Below are 14,827 nucleotides of genomic sequence, written 5' to 3' on the forward strand. Positions count from 1 at the left end.
GAGAGATCCACCCCCATGACCTCTCCCGGCATGTCCGTCACGCCCTCCCGCGACTCCCTGTCGGCGGGCTACGCCGCCACGCACGATCTCGGCCTGCTCGTCATCCGTGTGGCCGTGGGCCTGACCATGGCCGTGCACGGCGTGCAGAAGCTCTTCGGCTGGTTCGACGGCGGCGGCATCAGCGGCACCGGAAAGTTCTTCGAGATGGCCGGATACCCCTCCGGGGAGGCCATGGCCGTCATCGCCGGTCTGTCCGAGACCTTCGGCGGCCTCGGCCTCGCGCTCGGTCTGCTCACCCCGCTCGCCGGCGCCGCGCTCCTCGGCACCCTGATCAACATCCTCGGGGTCAAGGGCCTGGAGGCCTTCACCGGCCCGAAGGGCGTGGAGTACGAGCTCCTGCTCACCGCGGCGGTGGTGGGCATCATCCTCACCGGGCCCGGCCGGTACTCGGTGGACCGCTTCCTGCCGTACCTGCGCACCCCGCGGCCGTGGTACGCCCCGGCGGCCCTGCTGCTGGGCGTCGTGGCCGGCTTCGTGGTCCTGCTGTTCGTCCGCAACTGACGCGCGCGGCGACGCCACGGGGCAGGGGGCCCGCGGAACACCGCGGGTCCCCTGCCCCGTGGCTCGTTGCCGCGCCGGCCCCTCAGGCGGCCTCGACGGCCGCCTTGATCCGCTGCCCGAAGGCCGGGGCGTCCTTGCGGGCGGCGCCGAGCGCCAGGCCCACCAGCAGCTTGCCGACGCCGTGGCCGGTGAGCGTGTTGAAGATCCGCACCTGGGTCCGGCCGCCGGACAGCGGCTCCAGGTCGTAACCGCCGTCGGCGGTGACGAGGTTCTTGCTGACCTCGGTCCAGCGCATGCGCCGCGGCGCGTCGAACTCGGTGATCCGGAACTCCCGGGCCGTCTTCATCCCGGCGTCCTTCACGGTGCTGCGGAAGACCGTGCCGACGGCCGTCGGGGTGTCCGGCACCCGTTCGATCCGCTGGACGCGCGGGCTGAACCGCGGATCGTTGCGGCCGTCGGCCAGATAGGCGAAGACCTGCTCCACCGGCCGGTCGATCACGACGCTTGCCTCGAACTGCCCAGCCATGTGCGGGCTCCTCGTCTGGGCGAACAGGCCGGGCGGCCCGTACCCCGGTCGGACGGACGTAGAGGTCCATCCGACCACGCCGACGGGCGTCCGGCACGTCGGTCCGGTACGCCGATTTGATCCGCCGGCCGGGTACGTCAGCCGGGCTCGTCAGCCGAGGCCGGCGGTGCTCAGTGGCACAGCCGGGCGACGAGCTCCAGTTCGTCCGCCATCAGCCGCGGGTCGCGCGGACCGATGTGCGGCGCGGCCAGCGACCGTACGCGGAACCGGTTGCGCGGGGTCGTCTCGTCCGCCGCGCGGATCATCAGGTCCTGCACGGCCAGCGGGATCGCCCGGTCCTCGGTGAGCCGGACGAACGTGCGCGGCACCCGGCCCCAGGTCTCCGGCAGGCCCCGGGAGTCGCTGGTGCCGAGGGCCGCCGACTCGTCCGGCTCGAGGATGTTGAGGATCGCCCGCACCTCCGCGTCGGACCAGTCGGCCGCCAGGGCTTCCTTGACGGCGGCGAACATGGCCGGGTCGTTCGAACGCCAGTTGACCCGGTTGACGCCCAGCCCCGGCGCGGTCGGGAAGGGCGGGATCCGGAAGAGGGCACTGGTCCGTGCCTCCGGGGTCATCATCACCTCCTGCACCGAGGTGTGCTTGGTCGGGCAGAACGCCGACATGTACACCAGGTGGGCCAGCAGCTCGGGCACCTGGTTGGCGACCGCGTTCACCGTCGCCCCGCCCAGACTCTGGCCCACGAGCACCACCGGGCCGTTGCGGTGCGCCCGCCGCACCACCTCGACGACGCGCGCCGCGCAGTCCGCGAGCGTGACCCGGGAGATCGGGGACGGTTCGGTGCGCAGCCGCTCCAGGTCCTGGGGCGCCTGGTAGGAGACGGGGAAGTAGGCGTCGTACCCGTGCCCGGGCAGATCGACCGCGACCGTGCGGTGGCCGCGCAGGCCCAGCTCGCCCAGCAGGGGTGCCCAGCCGAAGGAGTTGCTGCCGGAACCGTGGACGAGGACGAACGTGGGCGCGCCGCGCCGCCGCCCGTCCGCGTGCGCGGCGGAGGCGCCGGCCCCCACCGCGGCGACGGCACCGGCTCCGGCCACGGCGGCCTTCAGCACGCGGCGCCGCGAGCGCCCGGCGGTACCGGTGACGTCGCCCTGGCCACTCGTGCTGCTCGCACCACTTGTGCTGCTCTTGCCACTCATGTCACTGATGCCACTGATGTCATCCATGCGCCCGAGCCTAGGAGTTGGCGCAACCATGATCGGCTGAATTGCGCCACCCGGCTTCCGTGCGTGCGCCGGCCCCGCGTGCGTACCGCCGCGCCAGGACCTCCACCGTGCCGGACAGTGCCTCGCGCAACGGCGCGGGGCCCAGGACCTCGGCCTCCGGGCCCAGCCGGAGCAGATCGCCGACCGCGACCGACGCGGACTCGACGGGGAGGTCGACCTCCACCCAGCCCTCCGCGTCAGGCGGGCCCGCGGCCGCCACGGCGCGGGAGCCCGCCGCGCCGAACTGCATCGGCAGCAGCTTCACGCCCCGCGGCGACAGCCGCAGCCGTGCCGTCTGCTGGTGCAGCCGGCTCTCCAGCCTCCGGGCCTGCTCCTCCCAGTACGCCACCAGCGCGAAGCCCTCCGGCCGTTCGAAGACCTCGCCGGTCGGCTCCACGCCCAGCAGTCGCGAGACGCGGTAGGTCCGCACGCCCGCCGGATCCACCGCCTGCGCGACCAGGTACCAGATGCCGCTCTTCAGGACGAGCCCCAGCGGCCGCAGCTCCCGGTGCACCTCGCCGCTCCAGCGCCGGTAGTGCGCCCGCAGCACCCGCTGTTCCCACACCGCCCGCGCCACCGCCGCCAGGTGCGGCACCGGGTCGGCGTCCCGGAACCAGGCGGGCGCGTCCAGGTGGAAGCGGTCCTCCACCAGACGCGAGCGCTCCGCGAGCCCGGCCGGCAGCGCGGCCCGCACCTTCAGCCGGGCCGTGGCCAGCACCGCCCCCAGCCCCAGGTCGCGGGCCGGCCCCGGCGCCCCCAACAGGAACAGCGAGTCCGCCTCGGCGTCCGTCAGGCCCGTGAGCCGGGTGCGGTAGCCGTCCATCAGCCGGTAGCCGCCCGCCGGCCCCCGGTCGGCCAGCACCGGCACGCCCGACGCCCCGAGCGACTCGATGTCCCGGTAGACCGTGCGGACCGACACCTCCAGCTCCGCCGCCAGTTCGGGCGCGGTCATCCGGCCGCGGTTCTGGAGCAGCAGGAGCAGGGAGAGGAGCCGGTCGGCGCGCATGGCCCCCATTGTGGCCCGCATACCTGACAGAAGGTGTCAGGTACGGCGCGCAGGCTGGTGCGCACGCCGTACGGGAGACGCCCCGCACGGCACCGCCAGCACGACCGGAAGGACCCCCATGTCCACCCGCACCTCGGGCCACTTCACCTTCGCCGACTGGGAGGAGGCCGCCCTGACCCCCGAAGACGCGCAGCCGCGCCTGACCCGCGCCTCGGTCGTCAACACCTTCACCGGCGGCATCGAGGCGGCCGCCACGGCCTGTGCGTACACCACCGTCTACCTCACCGCGGACTCGGGCCACTTCACCGGTGCGGAGGTGTTCACCGGCAGCCTCGACGGCCGCAAGGGGAGCTTCGTCGCCGAGGAACGCGGCTCCTTCGGCCCCGACGCCCCCCTCACCTGCACCTTCGAGGTGGTGCCCGGCAGCGGTACCGGCGAGCTCGCGGGCCTGCGGGGCACCGGCACCTTCACCTACCGTCATGGCGAGACGCCGGTCGCCTACACCTTCGACTACGCACTGGACTGACGGGCGCGGGAGGTTGGGCCGGACCGGATCTGGAAAGGACCGTCCTATGACAGAGCACCTTACAGACGGCCGTCCCCTCCCCACCTACGACGACGTCGTGGCCGCCGCCCGGCGGATCGCCGGGCACGCCCACCGCACCCCCGTCCTCAGTTCCCGGATCATCGACGAACAGCTCGGCGCCCGGGTGCTGTTCAAGTGCGAGAACCTCCAGCGGGCCGGCGCCTTCAAGTTCCGCGGCGCCTTCAACGCGCTGTCCCGGTTCACCCCCCGCCAGCGCGCGGCGGGCGTGGTCGCCTTCTCCTCCGGCAACCACGCCCAGGCCGTCGCGCTGGCCGCCCGGCTGCTCGGCATCCCCGCCACCATCGTCATGCCGCACGACGCCCCCGCCGCCAAGGTCGCCGCCACCCGCGGTTACGGCGGCCGGATCGTCCGCTACGACCGCTACACCGAGGACCGCGAGGCCATCGGCCGGGCCCTTGCCGAGGAGCACGGACTCACCCTCGTACCGTCGTACGACCACGCGGACGTCATCGCCGGGCAGGGTACGGCGGCCAAGGAGCTCTTCGAGGAAGCCGGCCCCCTCGACGCGCTGTTCGTCCCGCTCGGCGGCGGCGGACTGCTCTCCGGCAGCCTGCTCGCCGCCCGCGCCCTCGCGCCCGACTGCGTGCTCCACGGCGTCGAGCCGGAGGCCGGCGACGACGTACGGCGCTCCCTGGCCGAGGGCCGGATCGTGCACATCGACACCCCCAAGACCATCGCGGACGGCGCCCAGACCCAGCACGTGGGCGAGCTGCCCTTCGCGATCCTGCGCCGTGAGCGGCCCACCGTCCTGACCGCGACCGACGACGAGCTGGCCGCCGAGATGCGCGCCTTCGCGACGTACCTGAAGCTGGTCGTCGAACCCACCGGCTGCCTGGGACTGGCCGCCGCCCGCGCCCGCGCCGAGGACCTGCGCGGCCGCCGGATCGGGGTGATCGTCACCGGCGGCAACGTCGACCTCGACCGGTACGCCGACCTGCTGCGCGAGCCGTAGCGCCGCAGCCGCCCCAGCCCCAGCGGCTGGTGCCGATCACGCGGAACCGGATGCCACGCCCACGCCCGGTGCAGCGCAACGGGCCCTCGCGGGAGGGCCCGTCGCGCGCGCCGGACGGTCGTGCGACCGCCGCCCTCACCCGGTGGCGGAGCGCTCCCAGCGGTAGAACTCGGTCGCCATCGCGTCCTTCGGACTGCGCCACGTCGTGGGGTCGTGCGCGCTGACGTACGACTGCAGGCGGCGGCTGAGCTCCTGGAACTCCGGGTGCGCGGCCGCCTTGGCGACCTGCGGCTCCGTCGGCCGGTCCGACTCGATCAGATGGAAGTACAGCTCCCCGAACTGGAAGAGGCTGCGTCCGGTCACCCCGACGACGTGGGGGAGTTCCCCTTCGTCCGAGGCCGCGAACAGCTCCGCGATGTCCGGCGCCGATCCCGGCGCCATCCGGGCGACGATGAGGGCTCGATGCATTGAGGTGTGTCCTTCGGGTCGGGTGCGGTGCGGCGTCACTGGCCGACGTGCGCTTCGATCTTGTCGCGGATGAGCTCCAGCTGGATCTTGGAGTTGCGGTTGATGTGCTGGGTCATGCCGTGGTCGTCGACCGGGGCGTCCGGCTTCATCTCGAAGTCCTGCACCCAGCGCATCTTCGTCCCGCCCGGCACCGGCGCGTAGTGCCACCGGATGTTCATGTACGCGAAGGGGCCGGGCTCGACCCGCCGCGCGCGCACCTCGAGACCCTTGCGGTCGGTGGTCCGCTCCGAGACCCAGCTCCACACCGTCCCGTTCTCGTCGGGGTGCATGGTCAGGCGGAACCGCGTCGTGTCGCCCTCCTCGGCGAGGATGTCGACGGCGGCGTACTCGCTGAACAGGTGCGGCCAGTTGGGGAGGTCGTTGGTCATCTCCCACACCACGTCGACGGGTGCGCTGACGGTGATCTCGTTGTCGGTGTGTCCGGGCATGTGCTCAGGCTCCTGTCATCAGGCTGTTGTTGACGAGGTCGAGGAACTCGCGGGGGGTCTTGCAGCGGTCGGCGTCCGTCGGCAGGGAGCGGCCCCTGCGGTTCTCCAGCTCGCCGACGATGCCCAGCAGCCCCAGGGAATCGAGGCCGTAGTCGTCGAAGCGGGTGTCGGGTCGGCTCGCCATCTCGGCGGGGTCGACGGTGATGCCGGCACCGGACTTCATCAGGGTGGCCAGCTCTTCGATCGTCAGTCGGTCTGACATCGACTCTTCCTCTCTTCCTACGAGTCCCCTACGCGGACGGCTCCGCGGAGGCCTTGCGTACGACGAGTGCCGCGTTGGAGCCCATCAGGCCCCGGCTCAGCACCAGTGCCGTCCGGAGTTCGGCCGGCCGGGCACTTCCGGTGACCACGTCGAGCTCGTGGCACACGTCGAAGACGTTCGGCGTGGGCGGCACCACGCCGTGCTCCATGGCCAGCACCGCGGCCGCCGTGTCCAGCACGGACGCCGCGCAGTACGCCCGCCCGGTCCCGGTCTTGGGCGCGGTCACCGGGACCTTGAGCCCGTGCGCGCCCAGGGCCTCGGCGATGGCGCGGGCCTCGGCGGCGTCCGCCACCGGGGTGCCCAGCGCGTCGGCGAACACCACGTCCACCTCCTGCGGGGCACAGCCGGCTTCCGCCAGCGCCCCGCGGATGGCGTGCACGAGACCGTCCGCCGACCGCTCCCACTCCCGCGGCCCGGTGAAGGTCGCGGCGTGCCCGGCGATCAGCGCCCGGACGGGCGCGCCCCGGCGGCGGGCGGCCTCCTCGTCCTCGACGACGAACATCGCGCCGCCCTCGCCCGGCGAGAACCCGCAGGCGTCCGAGGTGAAGGGCCGGTAGGCGCGCTCCGGCTCCGTACGGGTGCTCAGGTCCTCGTACCCGAGCTGGCAGGCGATCGAGTACGGCGCGAGCGGCGCCTCCGTGGCGCCGACCAGGACCGCCGCACTGCCGTGCCGCACGGCCCGCCCGGCGTACGCGAAGGCGTCCAGGCCGCCCGCCTCGTCACCGGCGACCACCCCGCACGGGCCCTTGAACCCGTGCCGGATGGAGATCTGCCCGGTGCTCGCCGCGTAGAACCAGGCGATCGACTGGTACGGGCCGACGTACTTCGGTCCCTGGGACCACAGCCGCTGCAGCTCCCGCTGGCCGAACTCGCCGCCGCCCGAACCGGCCGCGGTGACCACCCCGACCGAGAACGGGTCCGTCTCCCACTCGGACCTGCCGAACCGGGCGTGTTCCAGGGCGAGGTCGGCGGCGGCCAGGGCGAAGTGCGAGAACCGGTCGGTCTGGACGACGTACCGCTCCTCGATCACCGCGCCCGCGTCGAAGCCCCGTACCTCGCCCGCGACCCGCAGCGGGAGGTCCTCGCAGCCCTCGCGGGTGACGCGGTCCAGCACGGACAGGCCCGACTGGGTCGCCTTCCAGAAGGCTTCGGCGCCGGTGCCGTTGGGCGCGACCACACCGATTCCGGTGATCACGGCCCGGCGCGGGGAGTGGGTGGTGCTCGCGGATTCGTCCCTCATGACAGGGTCCCTTGGGCGTCGGTCATCACGACGGCGGACTGGAAGCCGCCGAAGCCGCTGCCGACCGAGAGGATGCTGCGCAGCTCGCGGCTGCGGGCGGTCTTCGGTACGTAGTCCAGGTCGCACTCGGGGTCGGGGGTCTCGTAGTTGGCGGTGGGCGGCACGACCTGGCGGGTCATCGCCAGGACGCAGGCCGCCAGCTCTATGGCGCCGATCGCGCCCAGCGAGTGGCCCACCATCGACTTGATGGAGGTCATCGGCGTGCGGTAGGCGTGCTCGCCGAGGACCCGCTTGACGGCGGCCGTCTCGTGCCGGTCGTTCTGCTTGGTGCCCGATCCGTGGGCGTTGACGTAATCGATCTCGGTGGCGTCCAGGCCGGCCTGGCCGAGCGCGACCTCGATCGCGCGGGCCATCTCCAGGCCCTCCGTGGTCAGCCCCGTCATGTGGTGGGCGTTGCCGAAGGTCGCGTATCCGCTGATCTCGCAGAGGATGTCCGCGCCCCGCGCCCTGGCGTGCTCCAGCTCCTCCAGCACCAGGACGGCGCTGCCCTCGCCGAGCACGAAGCCGTCACGGTGCGCGTCGAAGGGGCGGGAGGCGTGGGCCGGGTCGTCGTTGTTGGGGGAGGTGGCCTTGATGGCGTCGAAGCAGGCCACCGTGATCGGGGATATCGGGGAGTCGGAGGCGCCGGCCACGCACACGTCGAGCCGCCCCTCCTCGATGGAGTGGAAGGCGTACCCGACCGCGTCCAGACCGGAGGTGCAGCCCGTCGAGACCGTCTGGACGGCCCCGCGCGCACCGGTCAGCTCCGCCACCGCGCTGGCCAGGGTGGCCGGGGTGAACGCCCGCTGGAGGTGCACGCCCGCGCGGGCGGGGTCCACGTCCCAGCGCGCGCCGGTACGGCTCACCTCGACGTAGTCGTGCTCCAGTCGGGTGGTGCCGCCCACCGCGGTGCCCATGGACACCCCGGTCCGCCAGGACGCCTCGTCGTCGGTGCGCAGCCCGGCCTGCCGTACCGCCTCCCGGGCCGCGACCAGCGCGAACTGGATGTAGCGGTCCGCCCGTGCGGTGTCCTCGTCGGTCAGGCCGTGCTCGGCGGGGTCGAAGTCGACCTCGGCGGCTATCCGGGAGCGGAAGCCGGTCGGGTCGAACAAGGTGATGCCCCGGGTGGCCGTACGGCCGTTGGCCAGCAGATCCCAGAAGGCCGGCGCGCCTATTCCACCGGGAGCGACCACACCGATCCCGGTGACCACCACGCGCCGCCTCACGGCGCCGTCCCGACGGGGAAGACGGGCCGGCCGTCGTCGTCGCCCAGACCGTGTGGGTACGCCTCGGTGTCCACGTGGCCCAGCTCGGGCCGGGGCGCCAGGGGGCCCAGATGGAAGACGATCCGGGCGGCGGTGTCGCCGACACAGCGGAAGCGGTGCCGGACGTTGATGGGCACCAGCAGGCCCTGGTCGGCGCGCAGCGGGTGCGGCTCGCCGTCCAGGTCGACCTCGAGGCGGCCGTCGGTCACGAACACGAACTCCTCGGAGTACGGGTGGTAGTGCTCGCTGATGAACTCGCCGGGCTCGATGGTGGCCACGCCCATGAAGCCGCTGGTGGCGCCGACCGACGTCGGCGTCAGCATGGCTCGCAGGTCGCCGCCGCGCTTGCGGTTGGGCTGGGTGTCGCTGAGGTCCACGATGCGTGGGCCGTATCCGGTCACGGCTGTGTCCCTTCGGATCGGGTGGATCGGGTGGAGTTTTCCGGAGGTCCGCGGGCGGGAGGGCTCGCGTGCGGGGAGGTGGTGCGGGCTCGCGCGGGAGGGGAGGGCTCGTGCGGGAGGGGAGGGCTCGTGTGGGGGAGGGGAGCCGCGTCAGCGCTCCGCCGGCGCCCGCCGGTCGGTGACCAGCGTCATCGTCTGGCGGTCCAGGAGGCTGCTGGCCTTCTCCATCGCCGGGACGTCCAGCAGGCGGGCCAGCACCGCGGCCTTGCGCCGGCCGCGGATACCGAAGGCCAGGTCGGGCTCGACGCCGTCGAGCGGTCCGCTGACGTCGACCAGCCGGACGACGACGTCGTCGCGCTGGAAGAGGCAGCTGGAGCGGACCGGGCTCGCCGGGTCCTGGGCCGCCAGCTCGTCCTGGCGGGCCAGGAACCGGGCGACGGCGGTGCCGCAGCCGGGCTTGGCCGGGTAGTAGAGGGCGTGCCGGGTCACCTCGGCGGAGTCCGCCCCCCGCGCGGCGATGTGGTGCACCGCGGGGAGCGCCGCCTTCATGAAGAACACGCGGGCCGACTCGGGGTCGTCGAGGTTGCGGTCCTGCTCCAGGTGGGGGTTGATCGCCTCCTCGACCGCCCGCACCTCGGGCTGCATCGCCACGTGGCGCAGCGCCGCCATCAGATCGCCTTCGATCTCCACCGTGCGCACCACGCGGTTGCCGTGCATGAACAGGGTGGTGCGGGCCAGCCGGGTGTGCGCGTCGACGCGCGCCTTGGGGGAGGCGTACCCCGCCAGCAGCTCCCTGACCCGCTCCTCGCTGCCCGGCTTGACCGTGAACGTCAGGGCGTGCCGCACGATGCCGCTGCCGAGCCGCGGCGCGGACTGCAGCTGCTTGGCCGAGGGCCGGCCGGTCTCGCGCAGCACGGTGTACTTCAGCGCCTTGTTGCTGCGCATGCACACGCTCAGCGGGCGGACCTGCTCGATGTGCTCGTCGCTGTTGACCCAGGCGAAGTAGTGCGGCGCGCTCTCCCACTCGCTCGTGATCAGCCACTGGGAGGGGTTCTCGAAGGACTGGCACAGCTGGTCGCTGATGTGTCCGGGCACGGAGGCCACCTCGTGGCGCATCCGGTCGTACGCGTCGAAGAACTCCTGCTGCGTCCCCTCGTGGAGATCGACCAGGAAGACGACCCGGAGCATGGAGCCGTCGAAAGCCGACTGCGACACCCGATCGGGAAGGGTGGTTGTCATCTTTGTCTCCTCACACGGGACAGGAGCGACCGGTGCTCATCGGGCATCGGTGTCACTCATCGCATCCCACACCGAACGAAAGCGCGAGATATGCGGATCAAGCGGGTGACCGTACGGCGTCCGGGACACCCGCTGTGCGGGTGAATGGCCGTGCGGGAGGCGCCTGCGGGGGCATAGAAGATCCGATCCCCCCTCAGGAACAGGAGCACCCCAGTCGATGGAAGAGAACGCAGCGGAACGCGTACCGGTCCTCATCGTGGGCGGTTCACTCGTGGGCCTGTCGACCTCGCTCTTCCTGAGCCGTCACGGCATCAGGCACATGCTGGTCGAGAAGCACTCCGAGACGTCGATCCACCCGCGCGGACGCGGCATCAACGCCCGGACGATGGAGCTGTTCCGCACGGCCAGGGCGGAACCGGCCATCCGCAAGGCGGCCGCAGCGCTCAAGGACAGCCAGGGCATCCTGCAGACCGAGTCGCTGACCGACGGATCCCCGCAGAAGTGGCTGGTCAAGGAGATCGCCCGGCGCGGCGCACTGGCCGACGTCAGCCCCACCGGCTGGTGCCTGTGCAGCCAGAACAACATCGAGCCGGTGCTCACCGAGCAGAGTGCCCGGCAGGGCGCCGACATCCGTTTCGGCACCGAGCTGATGAGCTTCGACCAGGACGCCACGGGAGTGACGGCGCTGGTCAAGGACCGGCAGACGGGTGAGCACCGCACCGTACGGGCGGACTTCCTGATCGGTTGCGACGGCCCCCGCAGCCCCGTCCGGGAGTCCCTGCGCATCCCGCAGACCGGCAGCGGCGAGCTCTTCCACAACGTGAGCGTCACCTTCCGCTCCCGCGGCATGCGCGCGGTCCTCGGCGACCTCAACTTCATCGTCTGCTACCTGATGCGCCCCGGCGCCGACGGGGCCCTGCTGCCCGTCGACAACCAGCAGCACTGGGTCTTCCACGCCCCCTGGCACCCCGAGACGGGCGAGACCATGGAGGACTTCACCGACGAGCGCTGCATCGACCACATCCGGCGCTCCATCGGCGCCCCGGATCTCGACGTCGAGATCCTGGGTCGCGCGCCCTGGCACGCGGCCGAACGGGTGGCGCAGAAGTACCGCGTCGGCCGGGTCTTCCTCGCCGGCGACGCCGCCCACGAGATGAGCCCCACCGGCGCGTTCGGCTCCAACACCGGCATCCAGGACGGTCACAACCTCGCCTGGAAGATCGCCGCGGTCCTGGAGGGCACGGCGGGCATGGACCTCCTCGACACCTACGAGGAGGAGCGGCTGCCGGTCGCCATCGCCACCAGCGAGCGCGCCTCCGCCCGTTCGGCCGAGCACAGCCACCCCGGTTACGCGCCGCCGGTCGCCCTCGGCCCGCCCGGGGGCGGCGTCCTCGCCACCGCCATGGCCTACGGCTACCCGCAGGGCGCGGTCGTCGGCGCCGACCGGAACCGGCCGGTCGTCCCCGCCGAACTGCACCTGACGGGTGAACCCGGCACCCGCGCCCCGCACCTGTGGATGGAGCGGGACGGCGAGCGGATCTCGACGCTCGACCTGTACGAGCGGGCGTTCGTGCTGCTCAGCGCCGCCGGTACGCCGTGGCGCTCGTCCGCGTCGGCCGTCGCCGACCGGCTCGGCGTACGGCTCGAAGCCGTCACCGTCGGCGCCGGCCCGGACGCCGACCTGGTGCCCGAGCCCGACACCGACTGGGCCGAGGCCCACGGCATCACGGACCGGGGCGCGGTGCTCGTCCGCCCGGACGGCTTCGTGGCCTGGCGCTCGCCGGGCGCCGAGAAGGACCCGGGCCGGACGCTGACCGAGGTGATGACCTCGTTGCTGCGCCGCGCCTGAGACACGTGCGGGAGTCCCGCCGCCCCGAGGGGGCGGCGGGACTCATCGGCATGTCCAGCACCCGGCCCAGCAGGAGGTCAGGCGCGCCCCGCCGGGCCGGTGCGGCCGGGCGGACAGGGTGGCGGCGGGGACGGCCGCGGCGGCGGCCCGGGACGCCCGTCCCACCAGACAGGCGACGACGACGGCTATCGCGGCCAGTTCCTCCGGGTCCGCGCAGCCCCTCTCGATCCTCAGCAACTCCGCCACAGGCACGTCTTCGGGCATGGCACAGGGCCTCTCGTGCAAGGGGATCCGCTCGTGCCACCGGTCACCGGGCGGGCGACCGATGGCACGAGCGACGCTACGTCCGCCCGCCACGCCCGGCGCGCCGATGAAAGGCCCCCCGCACCGGCCCGCCCCCCACAACGACGCAACGCAGAGCCCACCCACGATCCGCCCGCCGATACCGCCACCCGGATGAACCCGCACCCCCCGTACGCTCCCCCGGGCCCCGCATCAGCGCCCGCTCCCCACACGAACGCGCGACCCCCGCACGGGCCCCGCGTCCCGGGCCGGCGCCCGCTCCCCACGCGGGCATGCCCCCCCGTACGCGCTCCGGCCCCCTCGCCGCGGGCCGCAGGCCAGAGCGCCGGCCGACGGCCGTCCAGCATCAGCTCCTCCGCGCACGCCCGCAGCCACGCGTGCGCGGTCGACGCCTACGTCATCGCCTTCGCCGCGCTGCTGATACCAGCCGCAGCCCTCGGAGACCGCCACGGGCGCAAGGGCGCGCTCTAGCGGGCCTCGCGCTCTTCGCGGCGGGCGCGGGGCTCGGCGCCGCGGCCGGCTCGCCCGCCGTGCTCATCGCGGGCCGCGGGGTCCCTGTGGGTCGCGGCCGTGGCGGTTCTGGGCGCCACGGCCGCCGTCGCCGCCTGCTGTCGGCGGCGCTGACCGGTCCGCCGCGTCAGGCCAGCGGGGCCTTGCCGCGCAGGACGGTCAGGAACTCCCGCATCCACCGGGAGTGGTCCGGCCAGGCGCGGGCCGAGACCAGCGTGCCGTCCACCACCGTCTCCGCGTCCTCGAAGGCCGCGCCCGCCGCCTTCATGTCCAGCTCCAGCGCCGGGTACGCCGTCACCCGGCGGTCCGTCAGCCCGCCGCCCGCGGCCGTGATCAGCGGTCCGTGGCAGATCTGCGCGATCGGCTTGTCGGCCTCGGTGAACGCGGCCACGATCCGCCGTACCTCGGGATCGTTGCGCAGGTACTCCGGCGCCCGGCCGCCGGGGATCACCAGGGCGGCGTACCGGTCGGGATCGACGTCGGCGAACGCCAGGTCCGCGGGCCACGTGTAGCCCGGCTTCTCCGTGTACGTGTCGAACCCGTCCTCGAAGTCGTGGACGACGAACCGCAGTTTCTTGGCGGTGGGGGCCGCGATGTGGACCTCGTACCCCTCCTCGCGCAGGCGCTGGTAGGGGTAGAGGACCTCCAGTGACTCCGCGGCGTCGCCGGTGACGATGAGGATCTGTACGGCCATGGGCTGCTCCAGGTAGGGGCTGTTCGGCACCTCGGGCCCGGACGGGCCTGCGGATACGGTGCCCGGCGGGAGCCCCGCTGCCAAGAGGGCCTGGGCCGGGCGAGTGGGCGGCCGGAGAAGTCCGTGTGCGCGACACATGGTCTTCACCTGTAGGGCGCATGACAATGCAAGCCTCGCTCTGCCACCTGACATCCCGCCAATTCCCCGGGCGGGAGCGGTGCGTGTGGAGAGGTCCCCCACGTGATGAGACTCGCGCGCACGGCCCCCTGGGCCGCCGCACTCGCGGCCGCGGCGGCCGCCGCCCTGCTCCTCGTACCGGCCTCCGCCTCCGCCGGTCAGCAGGGAGCCGCGACCGCCCCGCCGGCGGGCGTCGGCGTCGCCGACTACTACGCCCCCGCCCAGGGCAAGACCGGCCCGGCCCTCAAGGCCGCGCTCCACGGCATCATCAAGAACCAGTCGAAGGTCACCTACGACCAGGTCTGGAACGCCCTCAAGGTCACCGACGAGGACCCCGCCAACCGCAACAACGTCATCCTCGTCTACTCCGGCCGCTCCCAGGCCAAGTCCACCAACGGCGGCGGCGCCAACGACTGGAACCGTGAGCACGTCTGGGCCAAGAGCCACGGCGACTTCGGCACCGCCACCGGTCCCGGCACCGACCTGCACCACCTGCGTCCCGAGGACGTCACCGTCAACAGCACGCGCGGCAACAAGGACTTCGACCGGGGCGGCAGCCCGGTCGCCGAGGCCCCCGGCAGCCTCACCGACGCGGATTCCTTCGAGCCCCGGGACGCGGTCAAGGGTGACGTGGCGCGGATGCTGCTGTACATGGCGGTGCGCTACGAGGGCGGGGACGGCTTCGCCAACCTGGAGATGAACGACCGGGTCAACAACGGCTCACTGCCCGCCACCGGCCGGATCAGCGTCCTTAAGCAGTGGCACCAGATGGACCCGCCGGACGCCTTCGAGCAGCGCCGCAACCAGGTCATCTACGACACCTACCAGCACAACCGCAACCCCTTCATCGACCACCCGGAGTGGGTCGACCAGATCTGGTAGCCGGGACCTTCAGAGCAGGTGCGCACGACTCCCGGCGGG

Annotated in this window: 17 protein-coding genes; 5 read left to right on the top strand and 12 right to left on the bottom strand. The window is 72.9% G+C overall.

Going from position 1 to position 14,827, the window contains the following annotated elements; genetic code table 11:
• Nucleotides 1-15: 15 nt before the first annotated feature.
• A complete protein-coding gene (locus ACZ6KO_RS06130) occupies nt 16-561 on the top strand; it encodes a DoxX family protein (RefSeq protein ID WP_469300587.1) in 546 nt (181 codons plus the stop codon).
• A gap of 82 nt (nt 562-643) precedes the next feature.
• Here the strand turns inward: ACZ6KO_RS06130 and ACZ6KO_RS06135 are convergent, their stop codons facing one another.
• From ACZ6KO_RS06135 to ACZ6KO_RS06145, 3 genes are all read right to left on the bottom strand, one after another.
• The gene (locus ACZ6KO_RS06135; protein WP_469300590.1) at nt 644-1,087 is read right to left on the bottom strand and encodes an SRPBCC family protein; all 444 of its coding nucleotides are present in this window, start codon (nt 1,085-1,087) and stop codon (nt 644-646) included.
• A 170-nt stretch (nt 1,088-1,257) separates the two neighbouring features.
• On the bottom strand, nt 1,258-2,307 hold the full coding sequence (locus tag ACZ6KO_RS06140; RefSeq protein ID WP_469300593.1) for an alpha/beta fold hydrolase: 1,050 nt from the start codon (nt 2,305-2,307) through the stop codon (nt 1,258-1,260).
• A gap of 10 nt (nt 2,308-2,317) precedes the next feature.
• Nucleotides 2,318-3,352, bottom strand: a complete 1,035-nt coding sequence (locus ACZ6KO_RS06145; protein ID WP_469300595.1) for a helix-turn-helix transcriptional regulator — start codon at nt 3,350-3,352, stop codon at nt 2,318-2,320.
• A 118-nt stretch (nt 3,353-3,470) separates the two neighbouring features.
• Here ACZ6KO_RS06145 and ACZ6KO_RS06150 point away from each other — a divergent pair, with 118 nt between their 5' ends.
• Nucleotides 3,471-3,878 (top strand): DUF3224 domain-containing protein, encoded by a 408-nt coding sequence (locus ACZ6KO_RS06150; protein WP_469300598.1) that lies wholly within the window; start codon nt 3,471-3,473, stop codon nt 3,876-3,878.
• A gap of 46 nt (nt 3,879-3,924) precedes the next feature.
• Nucleotides 3,925-4,911, top strand: coding sequence for a threo-3-hydroxy-L-aspartate ammonia-lyase (locus ACZ6KO_RS06155; protein ID WP_469300601.1), 987 nt, complete (start codon nt 3,925-3,927; stop codon nt 4,909-4,911).
• A 135-nt stretch (nt 4,912-5,046) separates the two neighbouring features.
• On the opposite strand, the gene ACZ6KO_RS06160 is transcribed toward ACZ6KO_RS06155, so the two are convergent.
• The 7 genes from ACZ6KO_RS06160 to ACZ6KO_RS06190 all read right to left on the bottom strand — a co-directional run bounded on the left by ACZ6KO_RS06160 (nt 5,047) and on the right by ACZ6KO_RS06190 (nt 10,373).
• A complete protein-coding gene (locus ACZ6KO_RS06160; protein WP_469300603.1) occupies nt 5,047-5,379 on the bottom strand; it encodes a TcmI family type II polyketide cyclase in 333 nt (110 codons plus the stop codon).
• A gap of 35 nt (nt 5,380-5,414) precedes the next feature.
• Nucleotides 5,415-5,867 carry an SRPBCC family protein gene (locus tag ACZ6KO_RS06165; protein ID WP_469300605.1) on the bottom strand — a complete coding sequence of 151 codons (453 nt, stop codon included), beginning with the start codon at nt 5,865-5,867 and terminating at the stop codon, nt 5,415-5,417.
• Nucleotides 5,868-5,871: 4 nt separating this feature from the next.
• The gene (locus tag ACZ6KO_RS06170; protein WP_401443704.1) at nt 5,872-6,129 is read right to left on the bottom strand and encodes an acyl carrier protein; all 258 of its coding nucleotides are present in this window, start codon (nt 6,127-6,129) and stop codon (nt 5,872-5,874) included.
• 28 nt (nt 6,130-6,157) lie between these two features.
• On the bottom strand, nt 6,158-7,429 hold the full coding sequence (locus ACZ6KO_RS06175; RefSeq protein WP_469300608.1) for a beta-ketoacyl synthase N-terminal-like domain-containing protein: 1,272 nt from the start codon (nt 7,427-7,429) through the stop codon (nt 6,158-6,160).
• Entirely contained in the window at nt 7,426-8,694 is a 1,269-nt protein-coding gene (locus ACZ6KO_RS06180; RefSeq protein WP_469300610.1) for a beta-ketoacyl-[acyl-carrier-protein] synthase family protein, read from the bottom strand. The genes ACZ6KO_RS06175 and ACZ6KO_RS06180 overlap by 4 nt, the downstream gene beginning before the upstream one ends.
• Nucleotides 8,691-9,134, bottom strand: coding sequence for a cupin domain-containing protein (locus ACZ6KO_RS06185; protein ID WP_469300612.1), 444 nt, complete (start codon nt 9,132-9,134; stop codon nt 8,691-8,693). The genes ACZ6KO_RS06180 and ACZ6KO_RS06185 overlap by 4 nt, the downstream gene beginning before the upstream one ends.
• 150 nt (nt 9,135-9,284) lie before the next feature.
• Complete coding sequence (locus ACZ6KO_RS06190) at nt 9,285-10,373, bottom strand: SchA/CurD-like domain-containing protein (protein WP_469300614.1); 1,089 nt, start codon at nt 10,371-10,373, stop codon at nt 9,285-9,287.
• A gap of 217 nt (nt 10,374-10,590) precedes the next feature.
• Here ACZ6KO_RS06190 and ACZ6KO_RS06195 point away from each other — a divergent pair, with 217 nt between their 5' ends.
• Nucleotides 10,591-12,222, top strand: a complete 1,632-nt coding sequence (locus ACZ6KO_RS06195; protein WP_469300616.1) for an FAD-dependent oxidoreductase — start codon at nt 10,591-10,593, stop codon at nt 12,220-12,222.
• Nucleotides 12,223-12,264: 42 nt separating this feature from the next.
• On the opposite strand, the gene ACZ6KO_RS06200 is transcribed toward ACZ6KO_RS06195, so the two are convergent.
• The gene (locus ACZ6KO_RS06200) at nt 12,265-12,486 is read right to left on the bottom strand and encodes an acyl-CoA carboxylase epsilon subunit (protein ID WP_469300618.1); all 222 of its coding nucleotides are present in this window, start codon (nt 12,484-12,486) and stop codon (nt 12,265-12,267) included.
• Nucleotides 12,487-13,162: 676 nt separating this feature from the next.
• The gene (locus ACZ6KO_RS06205) at nt 13,163-13,729 is read right to left on the bottom strand and encodes a DJ-1/PfpI family protein (RefSeq protein WP_469300621.1); all 567 of its coding nucleotides are present in this window, start codon (nt 13,727-13,729) and stop codon (nt 13,163-13,165) included.
• A gap of 243 nt (nt 13,730-13,972) precedes the next feature.
• Between ACZ6KO_RS06205 and ACZ6KO_RS06210 the strand changes: the two genes are divergently transcribed.
• Nucleotides 13,973-14,788, top strand: a complete 816-nt coding sequence (locus ACZ6KO_RS06210; protein ID WP_469301573.1) for an endonuclease I family protein — start codon at nt 13,973-13,975, stop codon at nt 14,786-14,788.
• The last annotated feature ends 39 nt before the right edge of the window (nt 14,789-14,827 follow it).

This window comes from Streptomyces sp. NPDC042102, from assembly GCF_055582305.1.

Excerpts from the sequence above, each read along its gene's own strand:
- ACZ6KO_RS06165 (WP_469300605.1), bottom strand. The coding sequence starts at position 5,867 with ATGCCCGGACACACCGACAACGAGATCACCGTCAGCGCACCCGTCGAC.
- ACZ6KO_RS06150 (WP_469300598.1), top strand. The coding sequence starts at position 3,471 with ATGTCCACCCGCACCTCGGGCCACTTCACCTTCGCCGACTGGGAGGAG.
- ACZ6KO_RS06190 (WP_469300614.1), bottom strand. The coding sequence starts at position 10,373 with ATGACAACCACCCTTCCCGATCGGGTGTCGCAGTCGGCTTTCGACGGC.
- ACZ6KO_RS06170 (WP_401443704.1), bottom strand. The coding sequence starts at position 6,129 with ATGTCAGACCGACTGACGATCGAAGAGCTGGCCACCCTGATGAAGTCC.
- ACZ6KO_RS06160 (WP_469300603.1), bottom strand. The coding sequence starts at position 5,379 with ATGCATCGAGCCCTCATCGTCGCCCGGATGGCGCCGGGATCGGCGCCG.
- ACZ6KO_RS06135 (WP_469300590.1), bottom strand. The coding sequence starts at position 1,087 with ATGGCTGGGCAGTTCGAGGCAAGCGTCGTGATCGACCGGCCGGTGGAG.
- ACZ6KO_RS06145 (WP_469300595.1), bottom strand. The coding sequence starts at position 3,352 with ATGCGCGCCGACCGGCTCCTCTCCCTGCTCCTGCTGCTCCAGAACCGC.
- ACZ6KO_RS06205 (WP_469300621.1), bottom strand. The coding sequence starts at position 13,729 with ATGGCCGTACAGATCCTCATCGTCACCGGCGACGCCGCGGAGTCACTG.
- ACZ6KO_RS06175 (WP_469300608.1), bottom strand. The coding sequence starts at position 7,429 with ATGAGGGACGAATCCGCGAGCACCACCCACTCCCCGCGCCGGGCCGTG.
- ACZ6KO_RS06130 (WP_469300587.1), top strand. The coding sequence starts at position 16 with ATGACCTCTCCCGGCATGTCCGTCACGCCCTCCCGCGACTCCCTGTCG.
- ACZ6KO_RS06155 (WP_469300601.1), top strand. The coding sequence starts at position 3,925 with ATGACAGAGCACCTTACAGACGGCCGTCCCCTCCCCACCTACGACGAC.
- ACZ6KO_RS06200 (WP_469300618.1), bottom strand. The coding sequence starts at position 12,486 with ATGCCCGAAGACGTGCCTGTGGCGGAGTTGCTGAGGATCGAGAGGGGC.
- ACZ6KO_RS06195 (WP_469300616.1), top strand. The coding sequence starts at position 10,591 with ATGGAAGAGAACGCAGCGGAACGCGTACCGGTCCTCATCGTGGGCGGT.
- ACZ6KO_RS06210 (WP_469301573.1), top strand. The coding sequence starts at position 13,973 with ATGAGACTCGCGCGCACGGCCCCCTGGGCCGCCGCACTCGCGGCCGCG.
- ACZ6KO_RS06140 (WP_469300593.1), bottom strand. The coding sequence starts at position 2,307 with ATGGATGACATCAGTGGCATCAGTGACATGAGTGGCAAGAGCAGCACA.